The 26312-nt window shown below is 47.6% G+C and carries 33 protein-coding genes and 1 pseudogene; 16 read left to right on the forward strand and 18 right to left on the reverse strand.

What is annotated here, in order from left to right:
* Positions 1 to 18: 18 nt before the first annotated feature.
* From deoB to M1D59_RS12890, 7 genes are all read right to left on the reverse strand, one after another.
* Complete coding sequence (gene deoB / locus M1D59_RS12860; protein ID WP_458117451.1) at positions 19 to 1203, reverse strand: phosphopentomutase; 1185 nt, start codon at positions 1201 to 1203, stop codon at positions 19 to 21.
* 193 nt (positions 1204 to 1396) lie between these two features.
* Positions 1397 to 2287, reverse strand: coding sequence for a site-specific tyrosine recombinase XerD (gene xerD / locus M1D59_RS12865; RefSeq protein WP_023855928.1), 891 nt, complete (start codon positions 2285 to 2287; stop codon positions 1397 to 1399).
* A 6-nt stretch (positions 2288 to 2293) separates the two neighbouring features.
* Entirely contained in the window at positions 2294 to 2518 is a 225-nt protein-coding gene (locus M1D59_RS12870) for a YqzK family protein (protein ID WP_023855929.1), read from the reverse strand.
* A gap of 120 nt (positions 2519 to 2638) precedes the next feature.
* Positions 2639 to 3088: a ferric iron uptake transcriptional regulator gene (gene fur / locus M1D59_RS12875; protein ID WP_003183178.1), complete on the reverse strand. Its 450-nt coding sequence runs from the start codon at positions 3086 to 3088 to the stop codon at positions 2639 to 2641.
* 118 nt (positions 3089 to 3206) lie between these two features.
* Complete coding sequence (gene spoIIM / locus M1D59_RS12880) at positions 3207 to 3863, reverse strand: stage II sporulation protein M (RefSeq protein WP_026579353.1); 657 nt, start codon at positions 3861 to 3863, stop codon at positions 3207 to 3209.
* Positions 3864 to 3975: 112 nt separating this feature from the next.
* Positions 3976 to 5322 carry a PTS sugar transporter subunit IIC gene (locus M1D59_RS12885; protein WP_023855931.1) on the reverse strand — a complete coding sequence of 449 codons (1347 nt, stop codon included), beginning with the start codon at positions 5320 to 5322 and terminating at the stop codon, positions 3976 to 3978.
* Positions 5323 to 5340: 18 nt separating this feature from the next.
* Positions 5341 to 5640, reverse strand: a complete 300-nt coding sequence (locus tag M1D59_RS12890; RefSeq protein WP_003183185.1) for a PTS sugar transporter subunit IIB — start codon at positions 5638 to 5640, stop codon at positions 5341 to 5343.
* Between the two features lie 265 nt (positions 5641 to 5905).
* On the opposite strand from M1D59_RS12890, the gene M1D59_RS12895 reads away from it, so the two are divergent.
* From M1D59_RS12895 to M1D59_RS12905, 3 genes are all read left to right on the forward strand, one after another.
* Positions 5906 to 7381 carry an NCS1 family nucleobase:cation symporter-1 gene (locus tag M1D59_RS12895; RefSeq protein WP_026579352.1) on the forward strand — a complete coding sequence of 492 codons (1476 nt, stop codon included), beginning with the start codon at positions 5906 to 5908 and terminating at the stop codon, positions 7379 to 7381.
* 147 nt (positions 7382 to 7528) lie between these two features.
* A complete protein-coding gene (locus M1D59_RS12900; protein WP_043054374.1) occupies positions 7529 to 8071 on the forward strand; it encodes a GNAT family N-acetyltransferase in 543 nt (180 codons plus the stop codon).
* A 24-nt stretch (positions 8072 to 8095) separates the two neighbouring features.
* The gene (locus M1D59_RS12905) at positions 8096 to 8656 is read left to right on the forward strand and encodes a GNAT family N-acetyltransferase (protein WP_039072810.1); all 561 of its coding nucleotides are present in this window, start codon (positions 8096 to 8098) and stop codon (positions 8654 to 8656) included.
* Positions 8657 to 8928: 272 nt separating this feature from the next.
* Here the strand turns inward: M1D59_RS12905 and M1D59_RS12910 are convergent, their stop codons facing one another.
* From M1D59_RS12910 to M1D59_RS12920, 3 genes are read right to left on the reverse strand one after another with little or no spacing between them, the layout of a single operon-like run.
* Positions 8929 to 9381, reverse strand: coding sequence for a GNAT family N-acetyltransferase (locus tag M1D59_RS12910; protein WP_023855935.1), 453 nt, complete (start codon positions 9379 to 9381; stop codon positions 8929 to 8931).
* A gap of 20 nt (positions 9382 to 9401) precedes the next feature.
* Entirely contained in the window at positions 9402 to 10565 is a 1164-nt protein-coding gene (locus M1D59_RS12915; protein ID WP_026579349.1) for a TIGR00375 family protein, read from the reverse strand.
* The gene (locus M1D59_RS12920) at positions 10562 to 11119 is read right to left on the reverse strand and encodes an NUDIX hydrolase (RefSeq protein ID WP_026579348.1); all 558 of its coding nucleotides are present in this window, start codon (positions 11117 to 11119) and stop codon (positions 10562 to 10564) included. Before M1D59_RS12920 ends, M1D59_RS12915 begins: the two co-directional genes overlap by 4 nt.
* Before the next feature lie 76 nt (positions 11120 to 11195).
* Here M1D59_RS12920 and mciZ point away from each other — a divergent pair.
* The 4 genes and pseudogenes from mciZ to M1D59_RS12940 all read left to right on the forward strand — a co-directional run.
* A pseudogene (mciZ, locus tag M1D59_RS12925) lies at positions 11196 to 11312 on the forward strand (Z-ring formation inhibitor MciZ); the annotation flags it as partial.
* A 100-nt stretch (positions 11313 to 11412) separates the two neighbouring features.
* On the forward strand, positions 11413 to 12018 hold the full coding sequence (locus M1D59_RS12930) for a TetR/AcrR family transcriptional regulator (RefSeq protein ID WP_145645572.1): 606 nt from the start codon (positions 11413 to 11415) through the stop codon (positions 12016 to 12018).
* Between the two features lie 5 nt (positions 12019 to 12023).
* Positions 12024 to 12371 carry a DoxX family protein gene (locus tag M1D59_RS12935; RefSeq protein WP_026579346.1) on the forward strand — a complete coding sequence of 116 codons (348 nt, stop codon included), beginning with the start codon at positions 12024 to 12026 and terminating at the stop codon, positions 12369 to 12371.
* 73 nt (positions 12372 to 12444) lie between these two features.
* Complete coding sequence (locus M1D59_RS12940; RefSeq protein ID WP_458117452.1) at positions 12445 to 13365, forward strand: aldo/keto reductase; 921 nt, start codon at positions 12445 to 12447, stop codon at positions 13363 to 13365.
* Positions 13366 to 13406: 41 nt separating this feature from the next.
* Here M1D59_RS12940 and M1D59_RS12945 read toward each other — a convergent pair whose 3' ends face one another.
* Positions 13407 to 13640 (reverse strand): YqkE family protein, encoded by a 234-nt coding sequence (locus M1D59_RS12945; RefSeq protein WP_023855942.1) that lies wholly within the window; start codon positions 13638 to 13640, stop codon positions 13407 to 13409.
* A 156-nt stretch (positions 13641 to 13796) separates the two neighbouring features.
* Between M1D59_RS12945 and M1D59_RS12950 the strand changes: the two genes are divergently transcribed.
* Positions 13797 to 14726: an alpha/beta hydrolase gene (locus tag M1D59_RS12950; RefSeq protein ID WP_023855943.1), complete on the forward strand. Its 930-nt coding sequence runs from the start codon at positions 13797 to 13799 to the stop codon at positions 14724 to 14726.
* Between the two features lie 22 nt (positions 14727 to 14748).
* On the opposite strand, the gene M1D59_RS12955 is transcribed toward M1D59_RS12950, so the two are convergent.
* Together M1D59_RS12955 and M1D59_RS12960 are read right to left on the reverse strand one after the other, a co-directional pair.
* Positions 14749 to 14988 (reverse strand): YqkC family protein, encoded by a 240-nt coding sequence (locus tag M1D59_RS12955; protein ID WP_003183211.1) that lies wholly within the window; start codon positions 14986 to 14988, stop codon positions 14749 to 14751.
* 13 nt (positions 14989 to 15001) lie between these two features.
* Positions 15002 to 15325 carry an iron-sulfur cluster biosynthesis family protein gene (locus tag M1D59_RS12960; protein WP_020452052.1) on the reverse strand — a complete coding sequence of 108 codons (324 nt, stop codon included), beginning with the start codon at positions 15323 to 15325 and terminating at the stop codon, positions 15002 to 15004.
* A 109-nt stretch (positions 15326 to 15434) separates the two neighbouring features.
* On the opposite strand from M1D59_RS12960, the gene M1D59_RS12965 reads away from it, so the two are divergent.
* Positions 15435 to 15632 carry a CDGSH iron-sulfur domain-containing protein gene (locus M1D59_RS12965; protein WP_023855944.1) on the forward strand — a complete coding sequence of 66 codons (198 nt, stop codon included), beginning with the start codon at positions 15435 to 15437 and terminating at the stop codon, positions 15630 to 15632.
* Positions 15633 to 15646: 14 nt separating this feature from the next.
* On the opposite strand, the gene M1D59_RS12970 is transcribed toward M1D59_RS12965, so the two are convergent.
* Both M1D59_RS12970 and M1D59_RS12975 read right to left on the reverse strand, forming a co-directional pair.
* Complete coding sequence (locus tag M1D59_RS12970) at positions 15647 to 16618, reverse strand: bifunctional GNAT family N-acetyltransferase/GrpB family protein (protein WP_128823201.1); 972 nt, start codon at positions 16616 to 16618, stop codon at positions 15647 to 15649.
* Positions 16615 to 16989, reverse strand: a complete 375-nt coding sequence (locus M1D59_RS12975; RefSeq protein WP_223254782.1) for an antibiotic biosynthesis monooxygenase family protein — start codon at positions 16987 to 16989, stop codon at positions 16615 to 16617. Before M1D59_RS12975 ends, M1D59_RS12970 begins: the two co-directional genes overlap by 4 nt.
* Before the next feature lie 556 nt (positions 16990 to 17545).
* Here M1D59_RS12975 and M1D59_RS12980 point away from each other — a divergent pair.
* On the forward strand, positions 17546 to 18172 hold the full coding sequence (locus M1D59_RS12980) for an esterase/lipase family protein (protein WP_023855948.1): 627 nt from the start codon (positions 17546 to 17548) through the stop codon (positions 18170 to 18172).
* 149 nt (positions 18173 to 18321) lie between these two features.
* Here the strand turns inward: M1D59_RS12980 and M1D59_RS12985 are convergent, their stop codons facing one another.
* Positions 18322 to 18534 (reverse strand): hypothetical protein, encoded by a 213-nt coding sequence (locus M1D59_RS12985; protein WP_023855949.1) that lies wholly within the window; start codon positions 18532 to 18534, stop codon positions 18322 to 18324.
* Positions 18535 to 18803: 269 nt separating this feature from the next.
* On the opposite strand from M1D59_RS12985, the gene nikA reads away from it, so the two are divergent.
* Genes nikA through M1D59_RS13015 form a run of 6 tightly spaced genes read left to right on the forward strand, consistent with a single transcriptional unit; the run spans position 18804 to position 25067 of the window.
* Positions 18804 to 20333, forward strand: coding sequence for a nickel ABC transporter substrate-binding protein (gene nikA / locus M1D59_RS12990; protein ID WP_458117453.1), 1530 nt, complete (start codon positions 18804 to 18806; stop codon positions 20331 to 20333).
* A complete protein-coding gene (nikB, locus tag M1D59_RS12995; protein ID WP_020452058.1) occupies positions 20330 to 21271 on the forward strand; it encodes a nickel ABC transporter permease in 942 nt (313 codons plus the stop codon). The genes nikA and nikB overlap by 4 nt, the downstream gene beginning before the upstream one ends.
* Positions 21268 to 22098: a nickel transporter permease gene (nikC, locus tag M1D59_RS13000; RefSeq protein ID WP_020452059.1), complete on the forward strand. Its 831-nt coding sequence runs from the start codon at positions 21268 to 21270 to the stop codon at positions 22096 to 22098. Before nikB ends, nikC begins: the two co-directional genes overlap by 4 nt.
* Position 22099: 1 nt before the next feature.
* On the forward strand, positions 22100 to 22939 hold the full coding sequence (locus tag M1D59_RS13005; RefSeq protein ID WP_075754062.1) for an ATP-binding cassette domain-containing protein: 840 nt from the start codon (positions 22100 to 22102) through the stop codon (positions 22937 to 22939).
* A complete protein-coding gene (locus M1D59_RS13010; RefSeq protein WP_020452061.1) occupies positions 22939 to 23724 on the forward strand; it encodes an ABC transporter ATP-binding protein in 786 nt (261 codons plus the stop codon). The genes M1D59_RS13005 and M1D59_RS13010 overlap by 1 nt, the downstream gene beginning before the upstream one ends.
* Positions 23725 to 23738: 14 nt before the next feature.
* Positions 23739 to 25067, forward strand: a complete 1329-nt coding sequence (locus tag M1D59_RS13015) for an MATE family efflux transporter (protein WP_075754060.1) — start codon at positions 23739 to 23741, stop codon at positions 25065 to 25067.
* A gap of 50 nt (positions 25068 to 25117) precedes the next feature.
* Here M1D59_RS13015 and M1D59_RS13020 read toward each other — a convergent pair whose 3' ends face one another.
* Together M1D59_RS13020 and M1D59_RS13025 are read right to left on the reverse strand one after the other, a co-directional pair.
* Positions 25118 to 25759, reverse strand: coding sequence for a FusB/FusC family EF-G-binding protein (locus M1D59_RS13020; protein WP_020452063.1), 642 nt, complete (start codon positions 25757 to 25759; stop codon positions 25118 to 25120).
* Between the two features lie 209 nt (positions 25760 to 25968).
* Positions 25969 to 26307 carry a YolD-like family protein gene (locus M1D59_RS13025; protein WP_020452064.1) on the reverse strand — a complete coding sequence of 113 codons (339 nt, stop codon included), beginning with the start codon at positions 26305 to 26307 and terminating at the stop codon, positions 25969 to 25971.
* Positions 26308 to 26312: the final 5 nt, after the last annotated feature.

The following is a 26312-nucleotide window of genomic DNA, read 5'->3' on the forward strand; positions in this document are numbered from 1 at the left end:
GTTTCACGTCGTTTCCTCCTATTTCAGCAGGGATAAAAAGCTTTTTCCGTACTTTGGCATATTCGTTTTAAAGTTGTCGGCAATCGTCGCGCCGATGTCCGCGAATGTATCTGCGAGCGGAAGCGCACCGGGCTTTTCGTGCTTTTTGCTGTATACAAGAAGCGGCACGTACTCCCTTGTATGGTCTGTGCCATGGTGAACCGGATCATTGCCGTGGTCGGCGGTAATGATGAGCAGATCGTCTTCACGCATCTTTTCAAATACTTCAGGAAGGCGCGCGTCGAATTCCTCGAGCGCTTTTCCGTAACCTTCAGGATCGCGGCGGTGCCCGAACAGCGCGTCAAAGTCCACGAGGTTTACAAAGCTGATCCCTGTAAAATCTTTGTCAAGCGTTTGCACCAGCTTATCCATCCCGTCCATATTCGATTTCGTTCTAAGCGATTCCGTAATGCCCTCGCCGTCGTAGATATCGGAGATTTTGCCGATCGCAATCACATCAAAGCTGTCATCTTTCAATTCATTCATTACGGTTCTGTCAAACGGCTTCAGCGCATAATCATGCCGGTTCGGCGTCCGTTTAAATTCGCCCGGCTTGCCGACAAACGGCCTCGCAATGACGCGTCCGACCATATATTTCTCGTCAAGCGTAAGCTCGCGCGCGATCTCGCAGATTTTGTACAATTCCTCGAGAGGTACGACTTCTTCGTGTGCGGCAATCTGCAGAACGGAGTCCGCTGAGGTGTAGACGATCAGCGCGCCGGTTTCCATATGCTCCGCACCGAGCTCATCCAAAATCGCAGTGCCTGATGCAGGTTTGTTTCCAATCACTTTTCTTCCGGACTTCTGTTCAAGTTCATGGATCAATTCGTCCGGAAAACCTTCGGGAAACACCTGGAAAGGTTTCTCTATGTAAAGTCCCATTATCTCCCAATGACCAGTCATCGTATCTTTTCCGTTTGAGGCTTCTTTCATTTTGCCGTAATAGGCAAGCGGCTCTTCTGCCTTTTCGACACCTTTGATTTCTCGGATGTTGCTGAGTCCGAGCTTCGACATGTTCGGCAGGCGGATGCCTCCCATGTGTTCGGCAATATGGCCCAATGTATCTGCGCCTTTGTCATTAAATTGATCGGCATCAGGCGCCTCGCCGATTCCAACGGAATCCATCACAATTAAAAATACGCGGTTGTAATCAAATGCAGGCATTTGTCGGCCTCCTTTTTTTCTTTCTGTCAGCTGTAGGCTGTCACGCTTGGCATAAAAAAACCAAAATACCGCTATTAGCCAAGTATAAACCGTTTACACAACAGTTGACAATACGAACGGGAATAGTGAGAAACTTCCCGCAATTTGCTGCTCACTCAACATGAAAAACCGTGCTTTCGCCTGTTCTTTTAGGCTATGCACGGGGATGGTATTGCTTATATACGTCTTTCAGCCTTGTTTTCGTCACATGTGTATAAATTTGCGTCGTCGAAATGTCGGCGTGTCCGAGCATTTCCTGAACGGCCCGGAGATCGGCTCCGTTTTCGAGCAGGTGTGTGGCGAACGAGTGCCTCAGTGTGTGCGGCGTCAGCTCTTTATTAATTCCCGCTTCCAAGGCGATTTTCTTTAAATTTTTCCAAAACCCCTGCCGGCTCATCTGTCTGCCGTGGTGATTCAGAAACAGGGCGTCTTCGGAATTTTTTTTCAAAAGCTTTCCCCTCGCTTTTGACAGATATTCGCCGACCGCATGTGACGCCGCTTCGCCGAGTGGAACGATCCGCTCCTTTCTTCCTTTCCCGAAGCAGCGGATAAAGCCCATCGATAAATGGACATCGGACAGCTTTAATGCGATCATCTCGCTGACGCGGATTCCTGTCGCATACAGTAATTCCAGCATCGCTTTATCGCGGTAGCCGAACGGCCCCGTCAGCTTCGGCGTATCCAGAAGCGTTTCGACTTCCTGTAATGACAGCACCTTCGGGAGCGTCCGTTCCGTTTTTTGTGACTCAATATGGACGGACGGGTCCTGGGCCGTTACTTTTTCCCTCAGCAGAAACTGGTGAAAGCTGCGGATGGAAGCGAGATGCCTCGCAATCGTCTTACCGGATTTTCCGGCGTCTTTTAAATGCTTTAAAAACTGGATGATGGTAAGCCTTGTCACCTGGTCAAAAGAGCTCAGCTGCTCCTGTTCCTCTAAATAGGCGGCGTAGCTGTTCAAATCCCGTTCATAGCTCACAACCGTGTTGTGGGAAAGCCCCCGTTCAACAACGGCGTAGTGGATAAAGTCTTTAATATGAACTTTCACGCTATCCTACTCCCCGTTCAAATAAAAAAAGATTAACCGGTTAAACCAGCTGCCCTGCTCGTCCCCTTCCATCGAGGCGACCTTGAGGGCTGCTCCTTCAGGTTTATCATACCGATGATAGTTTTCATACTCTGAATTTATCCATATCATAGCATAATAAAACAAGACGGTAAAACCGGTAAACAGCACGAACACCTTGATCATATCGGCAGCCGTTTTCAGCATTTTCATACGGTTTCAGGTCCCTTCTTTTGATTCGATTACTAAAACTTATGCCAAATGAGACAAGTTTTATACGTCTGAATCAAAAAAGAACCCGCTCATGGCTGAAAGGGTTCTCTCCGGTTTAGACTATTCCGATTCCTTTTGCTGACAGTCATGACAGATGCCGTGGAACGTCAGCCTGTGGTCTTTTATTTTAAATTTCCAATCCTTTTCAATGATTTCTTCCACGTCTTCAAGCAAATCTTCTTCAATTTCAACAACCGAACCGCATTCCATGCAAACAAGGTGGTGATGGAAATGCGCGGCACCTTCTTTACGGAGGTCATATCTTGACACACCGTCGCCAAAATTGATTTTATCCACTACTTTTAATTCAGTTAACAGTTCAAGAGTCCGATATACTGTCGCAAGACCAATCTCAGGAGATTTCTCTTTTACGAGGAGGTATACATCTTCTGCGCTTAAATGGTCTTCCTCATTCTCAAGCAGCACCCTTACAGTAGCCTCGCGCTGAGGGGTGAGTTTATAGCTGGAAGAATGCAGTTGCTTTTTAATCCGATCAATACGTGTTTCCATTGACTTTCCCTCCTACGCCGCATTACCTAGCTTATTATAACAAAACAAGCGCAGGGAGCCAACTATAATCATTATAAATTGAGAAACAAAATGAATATTTTTTAATAATCATTATAAATTAATGCTGTTTCGGCAAGACGTACTCCGTCAGCTTTTCCATCAACACCGGTGAAAGATATGCTTCAAAGGAAGAGGATATAAGAGACATCGCGAGAATCAGGACGAGCACAAAAGCGTACCGGCCAAACCAATGGACAGGCGCTTCTGCAAGGCTGCGTTTGACAAAAAGCTGGCGGATGAGCCTCATCGAAAAGGCGATGGCGCAAGTCCCCATGATCAAGTAAGCCGGGATCAGCAGCATATTTTGCGGGAGCACGGAGACAAAAGACAGGAAAAAGCCGTTGATTCCCATTTGATTGACGAGAAAGCCGACTGTAAATCCGACGACGATCCCTTTTAAGAAGACCATGATAAAAATGACGGGCAAGCCGATGATGGAAATCCCGAGAATCCACATTAAGCCTAAATATTTCATATTATGAAGAAAGCTCTGCAAAAACATTTCCTTTGAGCTGGCTGCTTTTCCTTCTGAAAGCTGTCCAAAAAATCGATTCAAATAGTAGAACAAATCTTCTTTTTGACCGATCGTCATGCTGTTGACGATGACCGCGCCGAAAATCACACCCATTAAAAACAGTACTGAAACAAATAAATAGATTGACAGATGATCCTTCATATGTTGAAAGATGAGCTCTTTGATTGTGGGCTTCCGCATGTATCTTCCTCCCAGACGTGCTTTTGATTTTAATAGATTGTATGAGAGAAAAGAGAGCCGCATGACTTTTTTTGAAAAAAGACAGGCGCCCGTAAAAGGCGCCCTGATCACGTTATGATTCCTCCCTGTTTTCCGAAGAATGCTCCCTGTCCGTATTCACAGTCTTGTTGGCAGCCATTACAAACGGCAGATAAATCACTGTTGAAATGGCGAGGCAAAGAAAGCCGACCCCGAGCGCAAGCCAGTTTCCTCCTGTCCCGAGAAACGGAATCAACGGCCCGGGCGTTGTCCACGGAACAGCGTATGCGATCGGCGGAATCAGCTGAAACTTGATGAACAAGTAGCCGATGACAGTGTTGACTGCCGGAACGATGATAAAGGGAATCATGAAGATTGGATTGAGCACGACCGGAAGTCCGAAAATAACAGGTTCATTAATGTTAAATATCCCCGGCCCGATCGAAAGCTTACCGATATCTTTATAATCCCGGCGCTTTGAAGCGATGAATATTGCGATCAAAAGCCCCAGCGTCATGCCCGATCCCCCGTAGTTTGCAAAGGCGTCATTCAGCGCCCATGTTTCAGGAAACGGAGCGTTCCAGGCAGAGCCTGTTTTGGCGGCAAAAGCGAGATTTTCAAGGTTTGCTTCGGCAAAGATCGTTTCTCTGATCGCCGCGATTGTATTCGGGCCGTGAATGCCGAACAGCCATAAAAAGTTGGCGACGATTCCAAGGAAAACAACAGTGAAAATATTCGTTCCCATCTCTCTCAACGGCGCCTGCAGCACGGTATACACCAATTCATGCAAACCGTTTTTCGACAGAGACAATAGCGCAAAGCTTAACATCGCAAAACCAATTGTAATGAAGATGATCGGAAACAGCACTTTAAATGTCCGGGCAACCGCAGGCGGCACCTGCGGAGGCATATGAATTTGCAGGCGCTTGGCATTTGAAAGCCTGCTGAACACTTCACCGACGAGGATCCCGATGATTAAGGCAACGAACAGCCCTTGCGCACCGAGCCACTTCGTCGTTAAAAAGCTCTCGTTTTCGATCAGGCGGTACGGTGAATAAATGATAAAATAACAGGATACGGCCGTTAATCCGGCAAGCAGTTCATCCGCTTTCATTGAGATGGCTAAATTGCGTGCGACGAGAAACACAACAAATATGGACATAATATCGAGCGATCCCCGCAGTACGGGGGTAAAGACCGACTGATAATCAGCCAAGTTCGGAAATATCTTTTCAAGGAACAAAATGTTGGCGATAAACCCGTCCGGAGATAAAATAGCGAAATTCAATAAAATGATAATCGACCCTGCCATAATAATCGGAAATGATAGAATAAAAGCATCTCTGATCGCACATATATGGCGCTGTGAGTTCAGTTTTGCAGCAACGGGAACCAAAAACCGTTCCACGTTCCGCTCAAACTTCTCCATAAACCCGCTCATCCCTGTCTCCCCTCCTTTTTATTTCATCAGCTGCAGCGCTTTTTGCAACACAGCTTCGCCGTTCATGGTGCCGTAGTCGCGCATGTCGATCACCTGAACCGGCGTGTCTCCCGCGCTCGCCTCAACCTGTGACTTTTGGTACCTGACTTGCGGCCCCAGCAGTACGACGTCCGCGCTTGACGCGGCAGTCCCGGCTTCGGATACAGGCAGTGCAATGATGTCGACCTCTTCGTTCAGCGCCTCGGCATGCTTTTTCATTCTGCTGACAAGCAGGCTCGTTGACATGCCGGCCGCGCAAACCAATAAAATTTTCTTCATTATTTGTTAACCCCCTTCAGTTTCACCTTTTTCCCCGCCGATCAGAAAACGCTTTCATTACAATGCGGAGTAATATTTCAACCTGGTCTTTTATCCTATGACCGAGATAGACAACTGTTTCATAAAAATCAATATTTTTATAACGGTTTCAAACGGCTCGTTTAGTCAACCTCAACAAACGCCTTGAAACATTTGTTTAGTTTATCTAATGAATTTTTCAGAATAATAAGTTATATTTTTCCTTAAAAATAAGCGGAGGGATTATATGAAATCTGTCCAATATGAAAAAGTTCAATCAGACCGTACACTCTCAAACAGCGACCTGCAGCCTCTAAAGCCTGAGGAACGCACATGGAAAGCGGTCAATTTCGCATCGATCTGGATGGGCTGCATCCATAACATCCCGACTTACGCAACGGTTGGCGGACTGATAGCGATCGGGCTTTCTCCGTGGCAGGTGCTTGGGATTATCGCAGTCGCTTCGGTCGTGCTCTATGCAGCCCTCGCATTGAATGGACATGCCGGCACAAAATACGGCGTGCCTTTTCCCGTGTTAATCAGGGCTTCTTTCGGGATATACGGGGCTAATATTCCGGCGCTTCTCAGAGGTTTTGTGGCGATTATGTGGTTCGGCATTCAAGCGTTTGCGGGAAGCATGGCGCTTAACATCCTGATCTTAAATGTGTGGAGCGGCTGGAAAGATATTGGCGGCGATTGGAACTTGTTTGGATTGCATTTATCAGGGCTTTTGTCATTTGCTTTCTTTTGGGGAATTCATCTGCTTGTCCTTCACCACGGAATGGAGTCGATCAGAAAGTTTGAAGTCTGGGCCGGCCCGCTCGTTTATCTCGTCTTTGGCGGAATGGTGTGGTGGGCAGTCGATATTGCGGGAGGACTCGGTCCGATTTATTCGCAGCCGGGAAAATTTCAGACATTCGGCGAATTGATTTGGCCGTTTCTTGCCGGTGTGACGGGAATTATCGGCATATGGGCGACACTCATTTTGAACATTCCCGATTTTACGAGGTTTGCTGCCTCTCAAAAAGAACAAATCAGAGGGCAGTTTTACGGTTTGCCGGGCACATTCGTTCTGTTTGCATTTGCAAGCATTACCGTCACCTCCGGCTCACAGGCTGCCTTCGGGGAGCCGATTTGGGATGTTGTCGATATTCTCGCCCATTTTGACAACCCGTATGTGATCGCGCTTTCGGTCATTACGCTTTGCATCGCCGCCATTTCGGTAAACGTTGCAGCGAATATTGTCTCGCCAGCCTATGACCTGGCCAATTTTTTGCCGAAATATATCGATTTTAAGCGAGGCAGCTATTTGACAGCTGTTTTGGCCCTGTTCACTTTCCCATGGAAGCTGATGGAGAATGAAGCGAGCGTGTTTTCGTTTCTCGGCACAATCGGCGGAATATTGGGGCCGGTCGCAGGCGTTATGCTTGCCGATTATTTTATCATCCGGAAGCGCACGCTTCACATCGAAGATCTCTACTCTCTAACCGGGAGGTATACGTACTATAAAGGCTACAATTACCGCGCATTTGCCGCAGTTGGACTCGGAGCGTTTATGTCTTTGATCGGGACATACTTGCCGGCCCTGAAACCCCTCTATGATATTTCATGGTTTTCAGGTGTGCTGCTCGCATTTGCCGCATACATCTTTTTGATGCGCATCCATCCACCCGGCGTCCTTAGAGATAAAACCGCTGACTATGCTGCCGAAAGCAATGTATAAGCACGGGCTCAAGGTAACGGCCGAACCGGCTCAAGGACCGCGAAACGCCATTTGCGATCCATTTTTTGTTATATTCAGTCATTTTAAACAAATTCGAGCTAAGGAATGTGATAGACTAATGGATATAAAAAATGATTGGAGTATCTCATGAACAAACGCTTTGATGGTAAAGGGCTGAGCTACATCGTCAGGCCAGCTGTCCAACAAGATGCAAAGGAATTATCTGCTGTAAGGGTACAGATCGATGGAGAAACCGAATATTTGGACAGGGAAAAGGGTGAAGGTTTTATTGATGAAGCGGGTTTTAGAGAGCTGATCAAAAGAGACAGCGAACATGACCGATGCTTGTTTTTAGTGGCGGTCGCTCGAAACAGGATTGTCGGCTTTTCAAGATGTGCCGGACAGGATTTAAAACGCTTCTCTCATCAAGTGGAGTTTGGCGTATGCGTATTGAAAGAATTTTGGGGATACGGCATTGGAAAACGCCTTTTAAACGAATCGATTGTTTGGGCTGATGCCGCAGGCATTCAAAAAATGACCCTGCGCGTGTCGGAAACAAATGAGAGGGCTTCTGCCCTGTATCAAAAGCATGGCTTTAAAATAGAAGGGATTTTAAAAAAAGACAAGCGGCTTTCTGACGGAACATATAACAACACGATTGTGATGGGAAGATGGCACAATCGAAAATAGAAAGAATATCTGGAGGGAACCTGGATGAATCCGATACTACTCGATTTTCCGGACAGTTTTGAAACCCCGCGCCTTTTTGTCAGAGCGCCAAGGGCAGGCGACGGCGCGGCCGTCCATGACGCCATTCGAAAATCGTTGCCTGAGCTCAAGCCGTGGATGCCGTTTGCAAGGGAAATGCCCGAGGAAGAACATGTAGAAATCAACGTCAGGCAGGCACAGGCCGATTTTATTTTGCGCAACGATTTACGGATGCATATTTTCCATAAAGAAACGGGGAAATTCGTCGGCAGCACAGGCCTTCACCGCATGAACTGGCAAGCGAAACGGTTTGAAATCGGCTATTGGCGCAGTTCTGAATTTGCCGGACAGGGGTACATGACCGAAGCACTTAACGGACTGATTGATTTCGCGAGGGGACACATCAAAGCCAAGCGGCTTGAGATATGCTGTGACAGCATGAACACGAAAAGCAGAAAAATGGCGGAGCGCCTCGGCTTTCAGCTGGAAGCCGTTTTACAAAGCGATGACCTTTCGAATGATTTAAGCGAACATCGGGACACATGCATGTATTCGCGCATCTTCTAAAAAAAGAACCCTTATGATCTTCATGAAGCAAATCATAAGGGTTCTTTCGTTTATGTTTCATATGCAGCTTTGCAAGCTCTTCCCGCCTGCTTTTCGTTTTTCTGACGTGCGTGCTGAATTCAGGCGCCTTGCCTCTTGATGCGGCGGCATCTCTGCCTGTGTTTCTCAACATGTGCTCACGCTTTTTCCTTGCCTTGCTTTTGGCCATGTTCCCCACTCTCCTGTCAAATTTTTATCTTATTATTATAGAAAGGCGGGGTTCTGAACGCAAGTCATACGGTTTCTGCCGTTTTGATCATATCCACATGCGGAATGCCGTCCTCCATATAGACGTCTGATATTGCTTTAAATCCGAAGGAGCCGTAAAAGGAACGCAAATGATTCTGGGCGCTGATCTTGACCCTTTTCTCCCCCCGCTCGTCTTCCAAAAAGCGGAGCGCTTGATCAAGAAGCGTCTGCGCATATCCCTTTCCCCTGTCCTCTTTACGGACGATCACCCGGCCGATTGATGCCTCCGGGTAAGCCGTACCGCTCGGGAACAGCCTGCAATACGCAGCGATCTCTCCTTCTTGGCTCAGAAATAAATGGTGTGCCCGCTCATCTAAGTGATCAAGCTCATGATACGGACAGTTTTGTTCAACGATAAAGACGTCTATTCTAAGCTTGATGATGCGGTACAACTCTTCCTTCGACAATTCCTCATACGATTTTAGTTTCCACTCCATCCCTTTTTCCAAAGCCCCCTTCAGCTCTGCACTTTTCCATAGGTTCCGCCGCCTCCGGCTTTCAGCTCTAAATCCCCGTTCCTTGCTTTGATCACGAGATCAGCCGTCTGCGGACGAATGGTTTCTTTTAGTTCGCCTTCTTTTACCCGGTGAAGGATATTCATCTCAGTGCCGAAAGCATCTTTCAGCTTCTGAATCGTTTTCGGACCGATGCCGGGGATCAGCTGCAGCGGAACCTGGTGAACGTACGGCGGGCGCTTGACCGGGCTTTTATCCTGATCGTAAAGCTCCATTAGACGTGTGCTGACGCCTTTTGTAAACTTTCGGCTTCCGCACGCTTTACACACCGTTTCACCTGCCTCCTGCAAACGGCCGCATGTTTCACAAGCGGTTTGAAAATATTTGCCCAACTGCGGATTCATTCCGTAATTGGCGGCAATGCAGCGCCCTTCTTGTCCTCTTAAAGCAAGTGAAAACTCTTGAAAGCTGGCATGTTTAATGTGTAGCTTATTATACTCCCTGCCGATTTTCCCAAGAGAATGGGCGTCCGAATTGGTCAAAAATGCATAGGGATTCAGTTCGGATACGTGTGAAGCCATATCGGTGTCGCTGCTCAGCCCGAGTTCAACCGCATCAATCATCTTCGGGTCAAGCACTTCTTGCAGCGAAAATTTGACTCCTTTGCCATACAGGCTCTTATGCGGCGTAAAAATGTGCGCGGGAATGAACAAGCCGCCGAGCTCTTTTACCTTCCGCTGAAGGCCGATGCCTGTCTCATAGATGCGCTGGGAGCTCAGATGGATATTCGTCACCCTTTCCGAGAGCCAGGCGGAAAACTGCTTCATTGCGGAGATCGACGGCATAAATGCCAGCACATGAATCGGGCCCCGGCATCTGTCATCATTGATTTCCAATTCAGAACCGCACAGAAGCACGGTATCTTTATATTTGATTCCGCCGTCTGCAAGCTCTGTATAACGGCCTGAAGACACCCCTTTTTCAATTTCCGCCAGCACCTCCGGTGAATGACAATCTATAATGCCGATCAGTTCCATTCCTTTATGCTCGCTTGCTTCAATCAAAATTTCGTCGAGCGTAAGCGTTCTGGCAGCCGTTATCTTAACGGGCCGGCCTGATTCCGTCCGCCCGATATGGATATGCATGTCTGCGAATATTTCTTTCATTTTTTTGCTTGCAGGGCCTTTCTCAGCTCCAGATACTGCACGGCATAAGCCGTTTTCGCATCATAGATGTCCTGAGTTTCCATCAATTTCAGCGCACCTGTAAGCGGCACCTCCATTACTTCTACAAATTCGTCTTCATCAAGTTCGCGCTTTTCTTCAAGCGGTGTCAGCTCTTCGGCAAGATACAGGTGCACCAATTCGTCCGCAAAGCCCGGCGATGTGTAAAAAGCGGTGATTTTCTCCAGCTTTGCCGCCGTGTATCCCGTCTCTTCCTCAAGCTCCCGCAGCGCGGTATATTCAGGTTTCTCTCCTTTTTCAAGCTTGCCTGCCGGTATTTCAACGATCGTCCGTTCAAGCGCTTTTCTGTACTGCTTCACCAAAATGATGTTTCCTTTATCAGTCAAAGCAAGCACCGCAACAGCGCCCGGATGCTTCACGATTTCGCGCTTTCCCGTTTTACCATTCGGCAGTTCGACGTCTTCAAGATAAAGATCGATCACCTTGCCCGAAAAAAGTTTTTCTTTAGATATGGTTTTCTCCTCTAAATGCTTCAGTTTGATCATCTCCTAAGTTCTGCTCTGGCTTTTGATCCCATACATTTTATCATACACCATGGAAGGGGGACACGCCATGAAGGTCTACCGGCTGAACAACCGCATCGTCATGTCGGGGAAAGCATGGGAAATCCGCGCCAAGCTGAAGGAATACGGACGAATGTATCACTATGTGAAAGACTGGCTTTCTGAAAAAGAAAATCGAATGATTTTGATTGACATCAAGAAGGATCGCATGAAATAATACTTTTTAGTAACGTTACTTGAAAGTATTATTTTGGAGGCGGATGAATGTGGGAAATGAAAAAGGACGCAAAGGCAAAGAAAGCCGGAAGCGGCTGCTCACAGTTGCTGCAAACGAATTTGCAAACCGGGGATTCCATGAGACGAAAGTAAGTACGATTGTCAAAAGAGCGGGGCTGACTCAGCCGTCTTTCTACTTATACTTTCCAAGCAAAGACGCCATCTATAACGAGCTGATCAATGGCTTTCACGCGAACTTAAAAAATCTGATCGAATCGTTTCGTTTAGAAGAAGGAATCGAGAAAAAACACGTATCAAAACGGGTAACGGCTGCTGTAGAGGCTGTATTTCGGTTTTTGGCAGAGGACCCGGATTTGACCCGCATCGGTTTTTTTCTCAGCCCGGAAGCATGCAAAATGAAAAAAGATTTAACACTGGCCTTGAAAGAAAACTTGAAAGCAGAGCAGGAGCTTGGCTACTTCCGGTCCGGCCTGGAAATGGAGACCGTTGCCGAATGCCTGACAGGCATGATTGAGCACCTTGCCGATATCTATTTGCTTGACGGATCAAAAGACCCCTCAAGTCTCGCAAAACAAATCACGGATCTTTTGATCCACGGGATGCTCGTTAATCCGCAACATCCAGAAACGGAGTGAACATGGTGGCATTTATTTTCGTAAAAGCAGGATTGGCGGCATTTATGCTGACCGGAGGCGTAATCAAGGCGATGCACGTTCCTTTTCAAGTGGAACATTGGCGCCATTATCAATACCCGCTGTGGTTTCTTTCAGTAACAGGATTTCTTGAAATCGCCGGAGCGCTCGGCATGATCGCCGGGATTTGGAATGTGCATCTGGCTGTCGGCTCGGGGCTGTTGTTCTCCCTGCTTATGACAGGCGCCATTCATGCCCACCTATTCCGGGCGCGGCAGCCTTTTTTTACGGCCATCCCTGCCGCGGTTTGTTTGATTTGCGCCCTAAGCGTGATCATCTTCGAGCTGTACTTCTGATTCCGATGCCGATGGGTTGAAAACTTCGCTCCTTTGTATTACGTTCAAAGTAAGAAAAAAAGGAGTGAAGCTTATGAAAAAAAGGACGCTCGGACATTCCGATTTACAGGTGAGTGAAGTCGGCCTCGGCTGCATGTCTCTCGGAACAGACAAAAAGCACGCACTGTCAATTTTGGATGAAGCTTTGGCGTTTGGCATCAATTATTTGGATACTGCCGACTTGTACGATTTTGGACGCAACGAAGAGATTGTCGGTGAAGCAATCAAATCAAGGCGCCAAGACGTGATCCTTGCGACAAAAGCAGGAAACCGCTGGGAGGAAGGAAAACCGGGCTGGTTCTGGGATCCCCGGAAAGCGTACATAAAAGAAGCCGTCAAGCACAGCTTAAAGCGGCTGCAAACCGACTACATCGATCTTTATCAGCTGCACGGCGGCACGATTGAAGACAATATCGACGAAACGATCGAAGCTTTTGAAGAATTAAAACAGGAAGGCGTCATCCGCCATTACGGCATTTCTTCAATTCGGCCGAACGTCATTAAGGAATACATCAAAAAATCAAACATCGTCACGGTCATGATGCAATACAGCTTGTTGGACAGACGGCCTGAGGAATGGCTTTCTCTCCTTGAAGAACATGGAATCAGCGTGATTGCAAGAGGACCTTTGGCAAAAGGGATTCTGACAGAAAAACCTCTGTCAGATGCAAACGCCGCGATCAAGAAAAACGGCTATTTATCGTATTCCTACGATGAACTCGTTAAAACAAAAGCGGACATTGAAAAAACGGCGCCTGATTTATCCGCGACCGAAACCGCGATGAAGTATACTCTCGCCCAGCCGGCTGTCGGAGCGGTCATCCCCGGAGCGAGCAAAATCTCCCAGCTTCGGGAAAACGTTGAATCTGTCGGCGGACGCGGTCTGACAGAACAGGAAATCAAAGCACTCCGCTTTTATACAAAACGCGGCGTGTACACTGCACATCGCGAATAAAGCAATAAGAAAGCCCCGTCTCTTGATCAGACAGGGCTTTCTTACTTATACTTCTTCCAGTCGTCAATTCCGCTTTCGTTGAGGAGCTCTTCAAAACTTTTATTTTTTTCCCTTTCCTGTCTTTCCTTGATGAGCCGTTCTTTCTCACGCTCTTTTCTTTTTTCGTCCTCCTCTTTCAATTCGCTCTTCATTTGCTGAAGTTTATCTTTCAAATCGTCGGCGAGCGCATCTTTCAGCAGCTGCCGGGCATTTGGGTCTTGTTTTTTCTTTCCCATATCCTGTCCTCCGTTCTCCCTGTTTGTGATGATAGTTTATCAGGAATCTAAAAGTTCAGGCAAGCCGTCACTCGGAGAGCCGTCTCTCTCAGCAAATGCCAATCGTTGTGTGGTATGATAAAGTGAGAAGCATTTAAGAAAGGAAGAATACATCAGATGTTGATTTGGCTGGCTGCTATCGGGGCGGTTTTGCTGTTTATTGCCGCGCTCGGAATCTATTTTACGAATCAAATCATGTACATTAAAAAACGGACAGACGAATACATTATCGAGCGGGAAACGGCTGACGGCCATTATGACGAAAAAGCTTTTGCCGCTCTCCCGAAAGAAGAAATCAACCTCCCTTCTTCTTACGGCTACAATATTAAAGGATACTACGTCCATCCGCACAAAACGAAAAACACCGTGATTATCTGCCACGGGGTGACGATGAATCTGTTGAATTCGATCAAATATATGAATCTGTTTCTTGATCTCGGCTGGAACGCCGTCATATATGACCACCGGAGGCACGGCACAAGCGGCGGAAAAACAACGAGCTACGGATATTATGAAAAAAACGATTTGAAAACGGTTGTCCATTGGCTTCGGGAAAAACACGGCGAACACGCGCTGATCGGCATTCACGGCGAATCGATGGGCGCTGTCACGACGCTTCTTTACGCGGGAATGGACGATGCCGACGCTGATTTTTACGTGGCCGACTGTCCGTTTGCCACATTTGAGGATCAGCTCGTTTACCGGCTGAAAGAAGATTTTCATCTTCCGGGAGCTTTCATTTTGCCGCTTGCCAGCCTCTTTTTGAGATGGCGGGACGGCTACCGCATCGGTGATGTCTCCCCTTTATCCGTCGTCGGGAAGATCAAAAAACCGGTGCTGTTCATTCACAGCAAACAAGACGACTATATCCCGCCTGAATCGAGCGAAATGCTTTACGAGAAGAAGCCGGGGGAGAAAAGGCTTTATATCGCTGAAAAAGGTGCGCACGCGATGAGCTATACCCAAAACAGAACCAGCTACAAAAACACGGTGCGGGACTTTCTTCAAGAGATCACAAATCGGCGTAAAGAAGGCGAACGAGCATAAGTCTCGTCCGCCTTCTTTTGTGCTACAAAATATCCGTAATGTCGCTCATATGATCGCCGATCCAAGAGATGGCCGTCTCAATTGTATCGAATTCCTTTGTTTCAAAAGTCATTTCATCCTGAAGAAGCCAGACATCCTTTTTGACGGACTCTGTCCCTCCGATTGACCAATGAAGGAGTGTATACGGATGATTTTGATGTAAAAAGGACGCCCATGTTTTATTTTGAGCGGTTTGTTTTAAAGATTTTACCTTTTGATTCAAATCGAACGCCACCCTATTTCACTAAAATACTCATTCTGGGAGAAAGCACCTGTGCCGGACTTTTCAGCATCAAGGCACCCGCTTTCTCATAATAGTCGATGGTCATCGCTTCATCAAAAAAGACTTTTTGCGATGACTGAATATAAATCGGAAGCCCGTTTGTCTCAAGGGGCTCGCAACTTCCCGATAATTCGTCCGTCAGCCACAGAACCGGCACGCCGCTGACCGCGCATCCGCAGCCCTCGGAATCATAGCGAAGCTGGATCTTTTTATCAGGATAAGGCTCTGTTGCCCGTTGAATGGCTTGTTTTGCCTGTGCAGTGATTTCAAGCTGCATGATATCATCCTTCTCTATTTCGTTTACGGACATTGTACCACAGGAGCGGGAAAAAGCGCATCGTTTCCGACTGTCAGGCATAAATATGAAGGGATTCGGAGGTGGAATGATGCCCAAAAAAGTGCAGATTAAAGTGATGGACAACGGCGGTTTCCGGGTCACGGGAGACGTCGAACTGATCGATATGGAAGGAAACCCGTTCCCTGAAAAACCCGCTTTTTCGCTCTGCAGATGCGGAAAATCGCTGAAAATGCCTTACTGTGACGGAAGCCACAAAGGAACGTTTGAATCTTGTGTCAGAGCCTGAAACAGGAGGGGGCATTACCTGTCCTCCCCTCCCTTTTCCCATTGTTCAGCCAAGTGCTCAGTCTCTTTTATCCAGCCGTTTTTGCCGTCAACATAGCCTGCCATGTCAAGCGGAAACATCTCCGCCAGCTTCATCTTCAGAGCAGCATATTCTTCGGCCCGCTCCGGATGCGAGATTAAATAATCCCGAAACGCGAGATGCCGCCTGATATCGGGATGCCCGCTTTCATACAGATGGACATGGTGTGTACGCTTCCGTCCTCCTTTTTGAAAGAACCTTCTCCCCGGAATTCCGTTTTCCCCCTTCGATTCATAGCCGAGCATTTTCATCCCCTTTTCGAAGCGGGCTGCGGAGCCGAGATCGTTTACTTCGATCAGGATATCAATGACAGGCTTGGCGCTCATCCCCGGAATTGACGTGCTTCCAATGTGGTGAATATGCAAGACTTCATTCTGGAAAAGCGCTTCAAGCTGCTTTTTTTCTTTGAAAAATTCGCCCTTCCACTCCTCTTGATAGGAGACGACTTTAACCTTTCTCGGCGCATTCAGCGTCAGTCTTGAAAGAACAATTCCTTTTTCAGGTTCATACTGCTCAATCTCGGAAAATCCCAATTTCTGATATAGCGCTTTTGCCGGTTCATTCTCCGCTCCCGTCGTCACTTCAAACGCTTCGGCTTCCTTCTCCATCAATAGATAACGAAGCAATGCCATCGCAATCCCTTTTCGAAAATGGACGGAATGAACGGCCAGCCTGCAGATCGTCAGCTTTTCGGCTGTATGTATAAAGGAAGCGATTCCGGCTAATTCTCCTCCCTCAAACCAGCCGATGAAAGTTTCACGGGAATCCATCACATCAAAAGCTGTTTCATTCAGCTGCGGAATGCCCTGAAATTGAATAATCTCTGCTTCTTTTTCATAAGCCGGCCTTTGAACATTTACAATGCAGCGGGCCGTGTGCGGGTCTTTATGATTTAACAATTGAATCATTGCATTTCCTCCCCGCCGGTGCCATCTGACGGGGGCCGGCCGGGCCGCTCCGAAATCCTTGCGGCTTCAACTTTTGCAACCCGCACGGCAAAGTCAGAATACCATTTTGTTCGGCCTTTTTCCTTCGCCTGCCGGTGTTCGCTGTGAAACTTCCATTTTTCAATCGCCTCAAGGCTTTCCCAATAGGAAACCGTTATTCCTTTTCCGTTCATGTCCCTTGCGCTTTCTGCTCCTAAAAAGCCTGGCTGTGCTGCGGCAAGCTTTAGCATGTTCGCAGCCGTCTCTTTGTAGCCATGATCCCCGTTCGTTCTGACCGATGTGAAAATCACTGCGTAATACGGCGGCTCCGGCGTTTTTGAAATCATGTTCATCCCCCTTTGGTAAACAGGACTTGATCCTGATCCGGTCTGTCATCATTCGAAACGTCTTTTTTTTACGAAAATCCCGTTTTCCGCTGATAAGCAATCAACACTTTGTTGATATGCAGCGGACCGCTTTGCAGTCGGAAAAAAACTGCACATGAGAGCACAGGCACATTGTTTTCAATGCCCATGTTTTCATCAAAATCTAACCTCTCCTTTCAACATTATACCTGACCATCGGCACAAATGTTCTGCAACTAAGCAATGGATATGCTTCCTTATTATACCGTTTCCCGCTCCCAATTTACCATTTTAATACGTCAGTAGATGAATGGGAGTAAATTCTTAGTTCTAATTCAACAGCACAAATCGATTTGCCATCTCCCTGAAAAGCTTCACTCACCTTGCCCCATAGGATACCGGCGCGCCCAGCGGCAAAAAACCGTTTCATATACTGCTCTTTTTCCGAGTGTAAAAAATAGATAAATTTACACTTCGTTTTCATATGTTCGTTTTATAGAATTGTCGTTGTTGTGAACTTATTACTTTTTTAGGAGGAGAAACAATGCGTCGCCATTCATTTTTATCTATTCTATTGATTTGCATGCTGTCTGTTGTGTCCGTATTTTCATGCCGGCCTTCAACAGCTTCCGCCGCTTCCCACAATCCGGTCGTCATGGTTCACGGCATCGGCGGAGCCAATTATAACTTCATCGGCATTAAATCGTATTTACAATCTCAAGGCTGGACAAGCAGTGAGCTTTACGCCATCAACTTTATCGATAAAACAGGAAATAATAAAATTAATGCGCCGACATTATCCGAATACATCAAGCATGTGCTGAATCAAACAGGAGCATCAAAAGTCGATATTGTCGCCCACAGCATGGGCGGGGCCAATACGCTCTATTATATTAAAAATCTGGACGGAGCAGATAAAGTCGGACATGTCGTTACCCTTGGGGGTGCTAACCGGCTGGTTACAAACACGGCGCCTCAGGGAATCGCTCCGAATGACAAAATCTCATACACTTCGATTTACAGCACAAGCGACTATATCGTCTTAAACAGCCTCTCCAAACTTGGTGGTGCAAACAATGTGCAAATCTCAGGCGTAAGCCATGTCGGCCTTTTATTCAGCAGCAAAGTGAATGCCTTGATTAAAGACGGGCTGACCGTCAACGGGAAGTAAAAGTGAAGGAACCTTGAAGAGCTAAATTTCTTCAAGGCTCCTCCTCATTTATCGGGACTGTCTTCCCGCCCGGCAAAAATAAAAAGGACTCTAAATAAACGCCATTTCCGATCGTTCATTCAGTGTCCGTCAACCCCGTCGATATATGATTATTCCACAATGATTTCAAAGACTCTTTGTTCGAGATTGTATTTAGCGTCTTGGAATGTAAATTTATAATCATCTGCGTCGGCATCAGGTGAAAGCCAAGCTCCGTATTTTCTGATCGTCTGGACGATGCTTTCGAGTTCAGCAGGAGTGAAGTCACCTATGTCTGTGCCTTCGGTTTCAGCGGTATGGCGTATTTTTACTGTAATCATCATCGCTTTATGGCTCCTTTCACTTGCTGTTTGAACATCTTATTAACAGCATATTTTTTTCCCCTGTAAATCGTTCCATTAACTCCCTTGTTTCAAATTATTCGGGCTTTCTTTTTTGCAGACCTATTTTATATGGAAAAGCTGGCCGGGCTCCGAAAAATTTGTCCACGCACTTTCGTCAAACACGAACAAACATTCCTTTACAACAAAGGAAATATCCCCTATGATAATGAGGGTAAATCGAAATCATTACTACTTGGGGGTATTAACCGATGGCTTACATAGCAAAACGCATGATCATACCGATTGTTTTTCTCTTCATTCTCGCTTCCTGCTCCGCCGGAGGCGCTGACTCAGCGAAAGGTGATGAGAAGAAACTCACCTTTCTTTTCAATATTCCAAGTCAAACCCTTGACCCGAATCTCGATGTCAATTATACGGCTGTCCGCGCCGGCATCAGCGAAACGCTCGTCAAAATCAGCGCTGACCTTTCCATCGAACCTTGGCTTGCCAAGGATTGGGAAAGTAAAGACGGACAAACATGGGTCTTCACCCTTAAAGACAATCTGACGTTTCAAAATGGCAAAAAAGCGGATGCCAAAGCGGTAAAAGCGTCTTTAGAACGGACGATACGCGAGAGCAAAGCGATGAATAACGCCTTAAAAATTAAAGAAATCAAAGCTGCAGGACAAACATTGACGATTACAACAAAGGAGCCTTTTCCCGAATTCCCTTCAGAGTTGGTTCATCCAAACACATCGATCATTGACGTCAGCGCAGCAAACATTTCTCAACAGCCCGTTGGGACGGGCCCTTTTCAAGTTTCCTCTTTTGAGGCCGGCCATAAAATAGAGTTAGAACGGTATGACGATTATTGGGACGGCAAACCGAAGCTGAAGCACGTCACATTTTCGTTTAATGAAGACGCAAACGCCCGCGTCATGGCTCTCCAATCAAAAGATGCCGACATTATTTACAGACCGAGCGTGGAGGATATTGACCAAATTCAAAAAGATTCATCGATTACCGTTGATTCGGTGCCGAGCTTGCGCGTTCACCAGATTCTCTACAATACAAAGAAGGATCATTTCGCTGACCGTCACCTGCGCCGCGCCTTCGACGCATTACTGGACCGCAAAGAAATCGCTGAAAGCATTTTGAACGGGCATGCTCAGCCGGCAGACGGACCTTTCTTAGCGGATTTCCCGTTTTCCGCCGGTACGGTTCAAAAGCCGAGCGGACTGGAAGCGGCAAAAGCTGAGCTGAAAAAAGCCGGCTACGAGCTTGAAAACGGCAAAGCCGTGAAGGACGGACAAGCCTTATCTTTTACACTGCTAACCTATCAGTCTCGTCCGGAATTGCCTTTAATCGCACAAATTCTTGAATCAAATGCGAAGGAACTGGGCATTTCGATTAAGATTCAACAAGTCGAAAATATCGATGAGTATTTGGCGAAGAACGATGATTGGGATTTGGCGACATACAGCTCGATGACCGCGCCCAGAGGCGATGCCGGCTATTTGCTGAACACCGCCTATATGCCGAATGGCGCTTTAAACTACAGCGGCATCGAAAATCAAACCTTGATCAAATGGATTGAGAAATTCAACCGCACAATCGACAAAGAGAAGCGGGACCGCCTTGCTAAAAAAGCAGCTGAATTGATCGAGAAGGAGACATTGAACTCTTTTATCGTCACTCCCGAAAACATCACGGCATACCGAGACGGTGTATTAAATTGGGAAACGAGCAAAAGTGAGTATTATATGCTGACGAAAGATTTGGATGTGAAAACGAAATGAAGCAGATCGCTAAGCGGCTGTTTGAACTGGTTCTATTCTTATTCCTGCTTTCGTTTATCAGCTTTGTATTTATGAAAGCGGCTCCCGGTGATCCGGTGAAACAGATGCTTCGCGTAGATGATGTAGCGGTAACAGACGAGCAGATCGAGGCATTCAAAGAGGAGCTCGGTTTGGACAAACCGGTTTATATTCAATATTGGAACTGGTTTAAACGCTTTTTCCAATTTGATTTGGGAAAATCCTATACAACACACGAACCCGTCATCGACGAGCTCAGCCGGAAATTCCCGGCGACATTGCTTCTGACCGGCGCATCGCTTCTCGTCATGCTGCTGATCGCCGTGCCGGTCGGAACGCTTTCCGCTTTATACCGGGATCGGTGGATCGATCATCTCGGCCGCTTGCTCGCTTTAGTGGGAGCCGCGCTCCCAAGCTTTTGGCTCGGATTGATACTGATCGATCTCTTCTCCGTCAGGCTGAATTGGCTGCCGTCGATGGGAGCCGGAACGTTTAAACATTTGATTCTCCCCTCTCTCACGCTCGGGATCGCGATGTCCGGCGTTTATGTCCGCCTTGTACGGTCAAGCTTGATCGAAAGCCTTGGTCAGGATTTCATCAGATCAGCCAGGGCGCGCGGTATCAGCGAGGCGAGAATTTTCTTCTTTCACGCGTTTCGCCACTGTCTTGTCCCTGTCATCACGATATTCGGGGTCAGCCTCGGCAGCCTGCTCGGCGGCACGGTGATTATTGAAGTCCTGTTTGCATATCCCGGCGTCGGCAAGCTTGTCGTTGACGCCATCGTTCAGCGTGATTATCCGATCATTCAGGGGTACATTCTTTTCATGGGGATCACGGTTGTCCTGATCAATCTTTTGGTCGACCTCTCCTATCGGTACCTCAATCCGGAAATTCGCTTAAAGGAGGCTGGACGCCGATGAGAAAAAACGTCAAACTTATATTCCGAACCAAAACAGGACTGTGGTTCGTGCTGCTGTTTTCCGCGGCGCTGTTCACCGTCCCCTTCTTTTTGCCGTTCGATCCGCTCCGCACAGATATGGCCAACCGTCTCCAGCCGATCAGCTTGCAGCACTGGCTCGGGACAGACCATTTGGGCAGAGATATATTTTCCCGAATGATCGCCGGTGCGAAAGCGACGGTCGGCACCGCCTTGGCCGCGATTCTGATCTCCGTTTTCATAGGCGTTCCCGTCGGGCTTGTCTCCGGCTTTTTCGGCGGACGGCTGGATCGGATGATCATGAGAATCGTTGACGCGGTCATGGCGTTTCCGGACTATATTGTCGCGATTGTTTTAAGCGGTTTGCTTGGCCCCGGTCTGATGAACTTAATATTAGCCGTTGTCGCTGTCAAATGGGTCGGCTATGCAAGGCTGGTCCGCAGCACGGTGTTTTCGGAAAAACAAAAAGATTACATCGCCTTGGCCGAGCTGACGGGCTTAGGCTCCGGGGCGATTTTAAAAAAGCACTTGCTGCCCCATGTTCTCGGCAACGTTTCCGTACTTGCGACACTTGATATCGGAAAAACGGTGTTAATGATTGCTGCCCTGTCCTATATCGGACTGGGTGCTCAGCCTCCATACCCGGAATGGGGCGCCATGCTGAATGACGGAAAACATTACTTTTTGCATGCGCCTCAGCTTATGGTGATTCCCGGTCTTGCGATCATGTTCATCGTTCTGTTGTCCAACCTGTACGGTGATCGTTTAAGGGACAGGTTTGACGTTAAACACAAGAAAGGAGTTTCTTAGCATGCCGATGTTATCCATTGAGGGCTTATCAATCAGCTCCCGACAGCACACCATTGTCAAAAATGCCTCCTTCTCGATCCATGAAGGGGAATGGTTCGCGCTGCTCGGGGAAAGCGGCAGCGGAAAAAGCCTGACCGCTTCGGCCATAGCCGGGCTGCTTCCGGACGGACTAACGGTGTCCGGCGGAGATGTGATATTTGAGGGCCGCCAGATGCTTCAAGCCGGCCGCAAAGCGCTCCGACGCATGCGCGGAAAGGATATCGCCTGTATTTTTCAGGACTGTCACGGAGCATTCACCCCTTTTATACGGATCGGCAAACAAATTGACGAAATGGTCAAAACGCATACCGATTGGTCTAAAAACAAGCGAAGAGAAGCGATTCTCCGCGCTTTTCGGGAGGTTTCTCTGCCGGAAAACAGAGTATATGAAAGCTACCCGTTTCAATTGAGCGGCGGGCAGCTCCAAAGGGCCGCGATCGCTCAAGCGATGGTGCTCCGCCCGAAGCTTCTCATCGCAGACGAACCGACAACGGCTTTAGACAGCATCACGGCCGCGGACGTCTTGCAACAGCTCACCGTGATGCGCGCCAAAACAAACTGCGCCATCCTTTTTATCACTCATGACCTCCGGCTTGTCAAAAGGTACGCCGATCAAACCGCTGTCATGCAAAACGGAGAAATCGTCGAAAGCGGCTTAACCGCTGATTTAATCAGACAACCGGTACATGAATGTACAAGACGTTTATTCGCAGCCGTCCCGCCGCTGAAAAATCCTCCGCCGAGGCTGACAGCCGCGCCTGAAACAAAGGAAGCGGCGCTGGCGGGAACAGGAGGTGCGTGATGACCCATTCAGCAGAAACCGTTCTTTTTGTCAGCAATCTGACAAAACATTACGCTTGCGGCCACAAAGCCGTTGACAATGTATCGTTCTCCATTCGAAAAGGCGAATGCCTCGGGCTCGCCGGCGAGAGCGGCAGCGGGAAAAGCACCCTCGCGCGCTGCCTTCTCCTGCTCGAAAAAATCGATCACGGAGAGATTCGGCTTCATCAACATCCGCTTCCCGGCATAAACAAAAAAGAGACCCGAAGACTGCGCCGAAAGCTGCAGGCTGTTTTTCAAAATCCGGCCGCATCATTGAATCCAAAGCTCAATATTATCGATTCAGTTATGGAGCCGCTTGATGTTTCCAAACAAGACATACCGCCATTTTTAAAGGACTTCCAAGGCAGCCGCCGTCTGACGGCTGAGCGTCTGTTCTCAATGGTCGGCCTTCCCTCGAGCCTCCTTGACCGCTATCCGCATGAATTAAGCGGCGGGCAGCTCCAAAGGGCCTTAATCGCCAGAGCCATCAGCACTCACCCGTCTTTAATCATCTTTGATGAGCCTACGGCAAGCCTGGATGTCACCAGTCAGGCGAAGATCCTCGACCTCCTCAAAGATTTGCAGGATGATATGGGGCTTTCCTATTTGTTTATTTCCCATGATCTGGCCGCTGTCCACTTTATGAGCCATCGCATCATGGTCATGAAAGACGGGCAGATTGCCGATCAATTTAAAAAAGAAGAGCTTTTTTCTGCCGAAAGGCACCCATATGCCAAAAAGCTGCTTCAGGTGTTTGAATCCTAAGGGGGTCATAAGAGATGAATCACAGACATTATCTAGCACTCGCCGTTCCGCTGATCATTTCAACGATCACCACTCCTTTGCTGGGGGCGGTCGATACGGCGGTAGCCGGGCAGCTTTCCTCCCCTGCTTACATCGGCGGTGTTGCAGTCGGAACGATGATTTTTAATACGATGTATTGGCTCCTCGGCTTTTTGCGGGTGAGCACATCGGGGTTCGCTGCTCAGTCGCTCGGCTCCCAAAACAGATCAGAGAGCGTTTTGGCTCTTGCCCGGCCTGTTTGCATCGCGTTTTTTGCCGGACTGATGTTCATTCTCTTGCAAAAACCGCTTGAATACGCAGCGCTGACGCTGATACAGCCTGACCGCCATACCGCTGAATTCGCCTCGCAGTATTTTTCGCTGAGGATTTGGGGCGCTCCATTTGCTTTAATCAGCTATTGCATTCTCGGCTGGCTGATGGGAATGTCCCTTATCAAAGTGACATTGCTTTTGCAGATTTCGATGAACGTCTTGAATATCGTGCTTGACATCGTTTTTGTCTACGTCTTTCACATGGAAGTATACGGCATCGCTCTAGCCACTTTGATTGCGGAAGTGACGGGCTGCCTGATCGGCTGCTGGCTTGTGAAAACGAATGCCGCCATGCGGTTTAAGCTGCCGTCCGTCAAGGTTTTGTTCGACCCGAAACCGTTTAAAAAAATGATGGTTGTCAACCGCGATCTATTGATTCGGACATTGTGCCTTTTAACGGTTTTTAATTTGTTTACGGCTAAAGGAGCCGGCTTCGGCGCTGAAGTTTTGGCCGCAAATGCGATCTTAATTCAAATTCATTATATGATGGCTTATGTGTTTGACGGATTTGCCAATGCATCGAGCATTTTTGCCGGGAAAGCCGTTGGAAGAATGGATCGGGAACTTTATTCCCGTACGCTTTCCCTTTCGATCCAGTGGTCGCTGATCTCGGCCGCGCTGCTTTCAGTCGGCTACTTTCTTTTGAAAGGTGTAATCCTTCCCTTGTTTACACCGCTTGAAAGCGTTTTGGAAGCAGCGAAAACCTACGATATTTGGATCGCTCTCTTTCCTTTGGCCGCAAGTTTCGGACTCGTTTTTTACGGGATTTTTACAGGAGCGACTGAAATAGGCCCGGTCAGAAATTCAATGTTCTTGGCTGTTCTCGTCTTCCTGGCCGCCTTTTTTACCGCTGTGCCCGCTTTCGGAAACCATGGGCTGTGGCTCGCTTTTCTTTTATTCAGCCTTGGACGTTCCGTATTCTTATGTATGGCTGTTCCCGGGCTGACCACCCGTCTCTTCGGAGAGCGAAGTGCTGCGAAAGAGGCAGGCTAAAAGCCAAATCATAAAACCCCCCGGCTAAAGCTTAGCCGGGGGGTTCTCGTTTATTCTTTCGTTAATTGTGCGACGAAATGGTTCAGATGATCCAGCGTCATCACATTTTGATTGCATGTTTCACTGTCACAGCAAATATAATTGCCTCTGTCTGTATAGGTTTCTTTCCCGCTTTTCACCCGGGCCATGAACAGTCCGATCTCTTCGGTCCTGTTGCATATCGCGCAGATTCCTTTTTTATTGCTGGATTTGATGGTGCCGTGTATTCCGGTCAGCTTTCCGCCGGCATCCACAATCATGTACTTTCTGCCTGATCCTGCATCATTCCATCCCAGGTAGGAATATCCGCTGAAATCCATCTGTTCAAAATCGGGCGTCTTTAACTTCTTCACTTTAGAAAATAGCTTTTTAGCGGTTTTTACTGTTATACGCTGAAATGGAATGACATGAGGCTTTAATTCGGCTAAAAAGCGCATCGCTTCACCGCTGTCTTCCACTTCTGCCATCTTCTGCAGCAAAGACTTTTGATCGCTGCTGAGATCAGGAAACAGGTTGAACACTTGATCGAGCGCATTGCATTTCAAAGCGTCAAGTACGTTTTCGTCATTGATGTTCGCATGTCCCTGAACAAGGCTGTCCGTTTGAAACTTAATAAAATTATATTGGTCATTTCTGATAAAAGGTGTCTTCATTTCTGCCAGCTCCTTATTTATGGATCTATATTTAAAAATAAGGTGCAAAGCCGGATGATCAGAAGATACCTTGCTTTTTTTAGGCGATTTGTTTATAACCCCGCCTCATGCAAAGTATCGCCTTTCAAGATAACAGGCTTTGCATGAGACGCTGCAGTCGGCAAATGAATGTCATTTACCATTTTATCCACCTCCGAATACTGATTCTATTATAAACGACAATCGTATTCAATCTCAATGATATCCTCCATCTTTAAAATGCATATTTCATCCGCCCGGCTTACGATCCGCAGCTCCCTTTTCAGGGCGTCGGCATAGTGAATCCGGCCGGCCAGTGTTTTCACTTCCCCCTGCCGATAATAGGCAAATTGCAACATTCTGTTTTCTGCCATCGCTTCACAAATGATTTCATTAAATTCTTCATATTTTTGTTCATCCAGGATCGGTTTTTTGAGTTTTTGAAGGCTTTCATGATATTCCCTGAGCAATTCCACGTGCTCAGGCAGCATCATGGAAACCCATTTGATACTGCCTCTGTCGCGAAGCATAAATG

The organism is Bacillus sp. PK6-026, assembly GCF_054161455.1.